This window comes from Xanthomonas sp. D-109 (assembly GCF_017746095.1).
Classification (GTDB): domain Bacteria; phylum Pseudomonadota; class Gammaproteobacteria; order Xanthomonadales; family Xanthomonadaceae; genus Xanthomonas_A; species Xanthomonas_A sacchari.
Map to the genome: position 1 here is coordinate 91,342 of NZ_JAGHWV010000010.1, position 6,557 is coordinate 97,898.

At 69.8% G+C, this 6,557-nt stretch carries 7 protein-coding genes and 1 pseudogene; 4 read left to right on the top strand and 4 right to left on the bottom strand.

The window, feature by feature from the left end; genetic code table 11:
- Positions 1-117 precede the first annotated feature (117 nt).
- Positions 118-840: a 4'-phosphopantetheinyl transferase superfamily protein gene (locus J7357_RS10965; RefSeq protein ID WP_209246407.1), complete on the top strand. Its 723-nt coding sequence runs from the start codon at positions 118-120 to the stop codon at positions 838-840.
- A 136-nt stretch (positions 841-976) separates the two neighbouring features.
- Here the strand turns inward: J7357_RS10965 and J7357_RS10970 are convergent, their stop codons facing one another.
- Together J7357_RS10970 and gpmA are read right to left on the bottom strand one after the other, a co-directional pair.
- Positions 977-1,228, bottom strand: a complete 252-nt coding sequence (locus J7357_RS10970; RefSeq protein WP_209246409.1) for an SHOCT domain-containing protein — start codon at positions 1,226-1,228, stop codon at positions 977-979.
- Positions 1,229-1,264: 36 nt separating this feature from the next.
- Entirely contained in the window at positions 1,265-2,014 is a 750-nt protein-coding gene (gene gpmA / locus J7357_RS10975; protein WP_010342084.1) for a 2,3-diphosphoglycerate-dependent phosphoglycerate mutase, read from the bottom strand.
- 223 nt (positions 2,015-2,237) lie between these two features.
- Here gpmA and nfi point away from each other — a divergent pair, with 223 nt between their 5' ends.
- Positions 2,238-2,954: a deoxyribonuclease V gene (nfi, locus tag J7357_RS10980; protein WP_209246412.1), complete on the top strand. Its 717-nt coding sequence runs from the start codon at positions 2,238-2,240 to the stop codon at positions 2,952-2,954.
- Positions 2,955-2,983: 29 nt separating this feature from the next.
- On the opposite strand, the gene J7357_RS10985 is transcribed toward nfi, so the two are convergent.
- Complete coding sequence (locus tag J7357_RS10985) at positions 2,984-3,418, bottom strand: hypothetical protein (RefSeq protein ID WP_209246413.1); 435 nt, start codon at positions 3,416-3,418, stop codon at positions 2,984-2,986.
- Between the two features lie 261 nt (positions 3,419-3,679).
- On the opposite strand from J7357_RS10985, the gene J7357_RS10990 reads away from it, so the two are divergent.
- Entirely contained in the window at positions 3,680-4,549 is an 870-nt protein-coding gene (locus tag J7357_RS10990; RefSeq protein WP_209246415.1) for a pirin family protein, read from the top strand.
- Between the two features lie 364 nt (positions 4,550-4,913).
- Complete coding sequence (locus J7357_RS10995; RefSeq protein WP_209246417.1) at positions 4,914-5,381, top strand: hypothetical protein; 468 nt, start codon at positions 4,914-4,916, stop codon at positions 5,379-5,381.
- A gap of 176 nt (positions 5,382-5,557) precedes the next feature.
- On the opposite strand, the pseudogene J7357_RS11000 reads toward J7357_RS10995, so the two are convergent.
- Positions 5,558-5,822, bottom strand: a pseudogene (locus J7357_RS11000) (pirin-like C-terminal cupin domain-containing protein); the annotation flags it as partial.
- Positions 5,823-6,557 lie beyond the last annotated feature (735 nt).

Here is a 6,557-nt window from a genome sequence, read left to right on the forward strand (position 1 = left end):
TCGCTGCATCCGGCTCGATCGTGGCGGACGCAGCTCACCGAAGCGACGACTCCTGCGGCGCCTCACTGGCCGCAGCGCACGCATCGCACCGGCCAACGCAGGCTCTAAGCTAGGGCCATGGATGCCCTGGCCCTCGCCGCCCCGCCGTTCGCCAGCCTCGCCCTCGGCGCGCATCGCATCGCCGTGCCGGATGCCTGGCTGCTGGCGTTCGAGGTCGATGCCTTCGACAGCGGCGATTTCCAGCGCCACGGCCTGCAGCGGCCGCCATCGATCGCGCGCAGCGTGCGCAAGCGCCAGGCCGAGTACCTGGCCGGCCGTCGCGCGGCGCTCGCTGCACTGCGCGCCGCAGGCAGTACCGCAACCGACCTGCCGATCGGCGCCGACCGCGCGCCGCTCTGGCCCGCTGGCTTCCTCGGCAGCCTCTCGCATACCGATGGCCTGGCAGTGGCCATCGCCCTGCCTGCGTCCGCCGGCGCCAAGGGCATCGGTTTGGATATCGAACGTGTGGTGGCGGCAGACCAGCTCGAGGCGATCCGCAACGTGGCCCTGGACGCCAGCGATTGCGACGCGCTGGCCGCGCTCGCACGCGCCCGCGGCTGGCCGTACGCGCTGACCCTGGGCTTCTCGGCGAAAGAGAGTTTCTACAAGGCCGCGGCAGCGACGGTCGGCCGCTTCTTCGATTTCGACGCCCTGCGCATCGAAGACTGCGACCCGGCCAGCGGGCACGTGGACACGCGCATCGCCACGCCGCTGGCCCCGGCGTTGACGGTGGGGCAGCGGCATCGCCTGCACTGGGTGGACGTGCAGCCGGGACTGCTGCTCACCAGTTGCGTCTGGTAGCGCGTCCGGCGCGATCGCATGGCCGCGCGAATGCGCCAAGGCGCGCCAGGTGCGCCACGCCGCGCAGTGCACGCCATCGCTCTGCGCGATGTGTCGGCAGGCGCGACGACGCGCCGCCTGCCGCTGGGTCATGCCCTTACAGGGTGGCCAGGATCTGCTCGCGCCGGCGTGCGTACTCGGCCGCGTCGATCAATCCCTGCGCCTTCAACTGTTCCAGCGCGCGCAGGCGCTGCTCCACCGAGGCGGCAGACGGCAATGGCGGCGGTGCCACGGCCGCCGGCCGGCGCCGCTGCGCGCGGATCGCCATCCACACCACCCCGCCGATCAGCAGCGGAATGCCGAGCATGACCATCAGCACCAACCAGTGCCAGATGCTGAATCCACCCATCGCGTTCTCCTGCCGGTTGCGCGCCGATCCTGGCGCTTACTTCGCCTTGCCCTGGTTGGCCACCGCTTCGGCCGCCTTCTTCGCCGCTTCCGGATCGCCCAGGTAGCGGTAGGACTGCACCTGCAGGCTGTCGTCCAGTTCGAACAGCAGCGGGATGCCGGTGGGGATGTTGAGTTCGAGAATCTCTTCGCGCGACACGTCGTTCAAATATTTGTACAGCGCGCGCAGCGAATTGCCGTGGGCGGTGACCAGCACGGTCTGCCCGGCCTTGAGCTGCGGCGCGATGGCGTCGTGCCAGTACGGCAGCACGCGCTCGAGCGTAGTCGCCAGCGACTCGGTGGCCGGCAGCGCATTGCGGTCCAAGGTGGCGTAGCGGCGGTCGTGCAGCGGATGGCCCGGATCCTCGGCATCCATCGGCGGCGGTGGGATGTCGTAGGAGCGGCGCCAGATCTTGACCTGGTCCTCGCCGTGCTTGGCCGCGGTCTCGGCCTTGTCCAGGCCCTGCAGGCCGCCGTAGTGGCGCTCGTTGAGGCGCCAGCTCTTGTGCACCGGCAGCCAGTCCTGGTCCAGTTCCTTCAGCGCGCCCTGCAGGGTGTGGATGGCGCGCTTGAGCACCGAGGTATGGGCGACGTCGAACTGCAGGCCCTCCTCGCGCATCAGTCGGCCGGCGGCCACGGCTTCCTGGCGGCCCTGTTCGGTCAGGTCGACATCGACCCAGCCGGTGAAGCGGTTATCCAGGTTCCACTGGCTCTGGCCATGGCGCAACAGTACGAGTTTGCGGGTCACTGCGACGGTCTCCGTTGGGGGATGCGTGGATGGTGCAGCCCTGGATTGTAGCTCTTGGCTGGGAATGGGGAATCGGGAACGGGGAATCGTTGAAGCGGTTCCCGCGCGGCTCTGACCAACAGGCGACGCTTGGCCGTTCGGCTTACTGGAGAGCCAAGTCGTCGCGATTCCCGATTCCCGCCCCTCCACACGCCAACCACGAACACGGCGCGATCATCAGCGGATGGAACCTTCCACGCACCCCGTGTTCGGCGACTGGGACGGCAGCATCGTGCAGGCGCGCGCGCTGCAGGCGACGCTGGCGCGCCAGGTCAGCCTGCAGGACGAGGTGTCCGACCCGCCGCGCTGGCTGGCCGGTTTCGATGTCGGCTTCGAGGACGATGGCCAGGTCACCCGTGCCGCCGCGGTGCTGCTCGATGCGCAGACCCTGCAGCTGCACCAGGCCGAGATCGCCCGCGTGCCCACCTCGATGGCTTACGTGCCCGGTCTGCTGAGTTTCCGCGAACTGCCGGCGCTGCTGGCCGCGCTGGACCTGCTGCGGCAGCGCCCGGACCTGGTGTTCGTCGACGGCCAGGGCATCGCCCATCCGCGCAGGCTCGGCATCGCCGCGCACTTCGGCGTGGTCACCGGGCTGCCCAGCATCGGCGTGGCCAAGACCCTGCTGGCCGGTCGCTTCGAGGAACCCGGCGCGCAGGCCGGCGACCACAGCCCCATCGTGCACCGCGGCGAGGTGGTCGGCTGGGCGCTGCGCAGCAAGCTGCGTTGCAATCCGCTGATCGTCTCGCCCGGCCACCGCGTGGCGGTGGACAGCGCGCTGCACTGGACCCAGCGCTACCTGCGCGGCTATCGCCTGCCGGAACCGACCCGGCTGGCCGACCGGCTGGCCTCGCGCCGCGGCGAGATGCCGGCGCCGGCCGCGCAGACCCGGTCGCTGTTCTGACCGGGCGCGGCGGTCGGCGTCCGCGTCGATCACTTGTTGCTGACGACGATGCCGTTGTCGACGATGTGGATGTACATGCCCGCCGGACGCGGCCGCGCGAGGAATTGGAGATTGACGCTGGCGATGCCGCTGCCGGAGGCGCAATCGGCGCTCGCCATGCCGATCGCCGTGTAGCGGATATTGGTGCGCAGGGTCGGGCCGGCGACACGATGGCCGTTGGCGACCGGATAGCAGCCGGCGCCTTGTCCACCGGTGACCAGCAAGGCTTTCGCGCCCCACAGATCGTTGATGATCTCCGTGGGCACGTTCATGTTCGGCACGCCTTGCGCTTGCGCCGCAAACGCCGCGCCTGCGAGCAGGACCAGGCCAAGGCGCGGCCAGGCGGCGCGGCGACAGCGGATGTGCGATGCGACATTCTTCATGTGTGTGCTCCTTCGGGGGAAGAGGAATCGATGCAGCGCCATGTGCTGTGCGCTGGTGCGCGCGACCGGCCGCGACGGGCCGATTATTCACAGGCCCACCGCTGCGTCGCAGACAAGAAGTGCGCGCACTTCGCACTATGCGATTCCGGGACGCCGGCATCACCGCGCGACATGGCGCGAATGCTTCGGATCGGCCCGCCGCACATATGCGCATGCGGGACAGTCCGTCTTGCCATGGCGCCGCACCGCGACCGTCCGCGCATGCGAAGCTTCGCTTCCGTTTTTGCGACTGCGAGCGTCCGCATGCCCACCCTCATCGCCCCCCGCGTCCACGATATCGGCGGCTTCGAAGTGCGTCGCGCCGTTCCCAGCGTGCAGGCGCGCAGCGTCGGCCCGTTCGTCTTCATCGACCACATGGGGCCGGCGGTGTTCGAGCCGGGCCATGGCGTGGACGTGCGCCCGCATCCGCACATCGGCCTGGCCACGGTCACCTTCCTGTGGTCCGGCGAGATCGGCCACCGCGATTCGCTCGGCTCGGACCAGGTGATCCGCGCCGGCGACGTCAACTGGATGACGGCCGGCCGCGGCATCTCCCACTCCGAACGCACGCCGACCGCGTTGCGCGAGCACGCGCACCCGCTGCACGGCATGCAGACCTGGGTGGCGCTGCCGAAATCGGCGGAAGAGACCGCGCCGGCGTTCTACCACCATGCCGCCGCCAGCCTGCCGCAGCAGCGCCGCGACGGCGTGTGGCTGCGGGTGATCGCCGGCCGCGCCTACGGCGAGGAATCGCCGGTGACGGTGTTCGCCGACACCCTCAACGTGGCGCTGGACCTGGAGGCGGACGCGGAGCTCGACCTGGATGCCCGGCACGCCGAGCGCTCGCTGTACATCCTGGAGGGCGAGGCGCAACTGGACGGCGTGGACATCCCGGCGCGGCACCTGGTCCTGCCCGAGCCGGGCGCGCGCGGGCGGCTGCGCGCCAAGACCCCGCTCAAGGCGATGCTGATGGGCGGCGAACCGCTGGATGGCCCGCGCCACCTGTGGTGGAACTTCGTCTCCAGTTCCGTGGAGCGCATCGAGCAGGCCAAGCAGGACTGGCGCGAGGGCCGCTTCGGGACCATCCCGGGCGACGACCAGGAATTCATTCCGCTGCCCGAACCGGGCCGCTGACACACCGGCCGCCGCCACATCGGGCGGCCAGGGCGAGCGGTCTGCGCGGCCGCTCGCCCCTTCTCCTGTCCCTGTCACCGTCGCCGCATCCCCGTAACGACCTGCGTGGCGGCGCAGCCGGGCGGGTGCTGCCATGCCATACCACGCGTACGGATATTCCGGAATCCGCATCCCAATTGTCAGCGCGGCCACGCTGGGCTATGGTGCAGGCGCGGCCGCGTGCGCGTGGCCGCACACGGGACACGCACTGCGTCGGGGGATGCACTGCCGGGATCCCGCACAGGATGGGCGCTCCCGCAGACGACGCCGCAGGCGTGCGTATGGAACGAACGCGTCGCATCGCGGCGTATGGGGAACATCGCGAATGAAGACACTCTTGCGCAAGGCGCTGCTGACCGCTGCGGCGGCGTTGCCCGCCGCTGCCGCCACCGCGCAGCAGGCCCAGAACTGCCCACCGCTGCCGCCGCAGAGCAAGCTGCAATGGAGCGAGCGCAGCGACAAGGGCTTCATCGTCTGCCGTGCCAGCGATGCCGACGGACGTCAGGTGCTGGGCATGATGCTCACCGCGCGCGACCCGAACATTCCGCTGCAGCGCACGCTGCGCGAGGAAAAGGGCGCCATCGCCGGCGAGCAGGTGTACTGGTACCGGCCGGATGTGGGCGGCGTCGAGTTGCCGAACCAGGCCACACGCCGCATCACGGTTGCGGAACTGAAGAAGGACCAGTATGCACAGGTGTGGATCGATGCAGCCGACGCCCAGGAACTGCAGACCCTGCAGTCGCTGGTGCAGGGCCTGGACATGCGCCAGTCGAGCCTGGCGTTGGAGCGCTGAAGGCCGCAGGTTGGAGACATGACGCAGGAGCGGCTTCAGCCGCGACAGGTGTTCCCGGGAACGCCCGTCGCGGCTGAAGCCGCTCCTACCAACGGACGGCACGACGCCGTAGAGAAGGCGCGCGACGCGCGCCCTAAGAAGCGCCCTTCCTGGAAATCCACGACGGCCTGCATCAGTTACTGCCGGGTGTTCATCACGAACGGCCCATGCCGCGCCACCGGCTCGCGCAACGGCCGGCCGGCGACCAGGACCAGCCGCGCGCCCTGCGCACCGGCCTGCAGTTGCAGCAGGTCGCCGCCACCGAGCACCGCCAGCGTCTGCGCCGGCAACCGGCGCTGGCTGCGCAACCGGGATGGGTTCGGTCGCGAACTTCTAGTAGCGCGGCGTGGTCATCTTGTCGCGCGCTGGCACGCTCCCCCACAGCTGGAAGCCGCGCATTCCGACAGCACGGGATGGCTTTGCGAGGGCTTCGCCCCGTACCCTCACCCCAACCCCTCTCCCGGAGGGAGAGGGGCTAAAGCGCGCTGCGACGGCTCCTTATCTGTCCGAAGCCATGGACCTCCCTTCTCCCCTCGGGAGAAGGTGCCCCGAAGGGGCGGATGAGGGTACGGACGCAGCCTCGTGCAGCGTCCGAAAGCCCAAGCTGGATTCGCGAGGGCTTCGCTCCGTACCCTCACCCCAACCCCTCTCCCGGAGGGAGAGGGGCTAGAGCGCGCTGCGACGGCTCCTTATCTGTCCGAAGCCATGGACCTCCCTTCTCCCCCCGGGAGAAGGTGCCCCGAAGGGGCGGATGAGGGTACGGGCGCAGCCTCGTGCAGCGTCCGAACGCCCAGGCTGGATTCGCGAGGGCTTCGCTCCGGACCCTCACCCCACCCCCTCTCCCTGTGGGAGAGGGGCTAAAGCGCGCTGCGACGGCTCCTTATCTGTCCGAAGCCATGACCTCCCTTCTCCCCTCGGGAGAAGGTGCCCCGAAGGGGCGGATGAGGGTGCGGGCGCAGCCTCGTGCAGCGTCCGAAAGCCCAGGCTGGATTCGGGAGGGCTTCGCTCCGGACCCTCACCCCAACCCCTTTCCCGGAGGGAGAGGGGCTAGAGCGCGCTGCGACGGCTCATTATCCGTCCGAAGCCATGCACTCCCTTCTCCCCCGGGAGAAGGTGCACCGCAGGGGCGGATGAGGG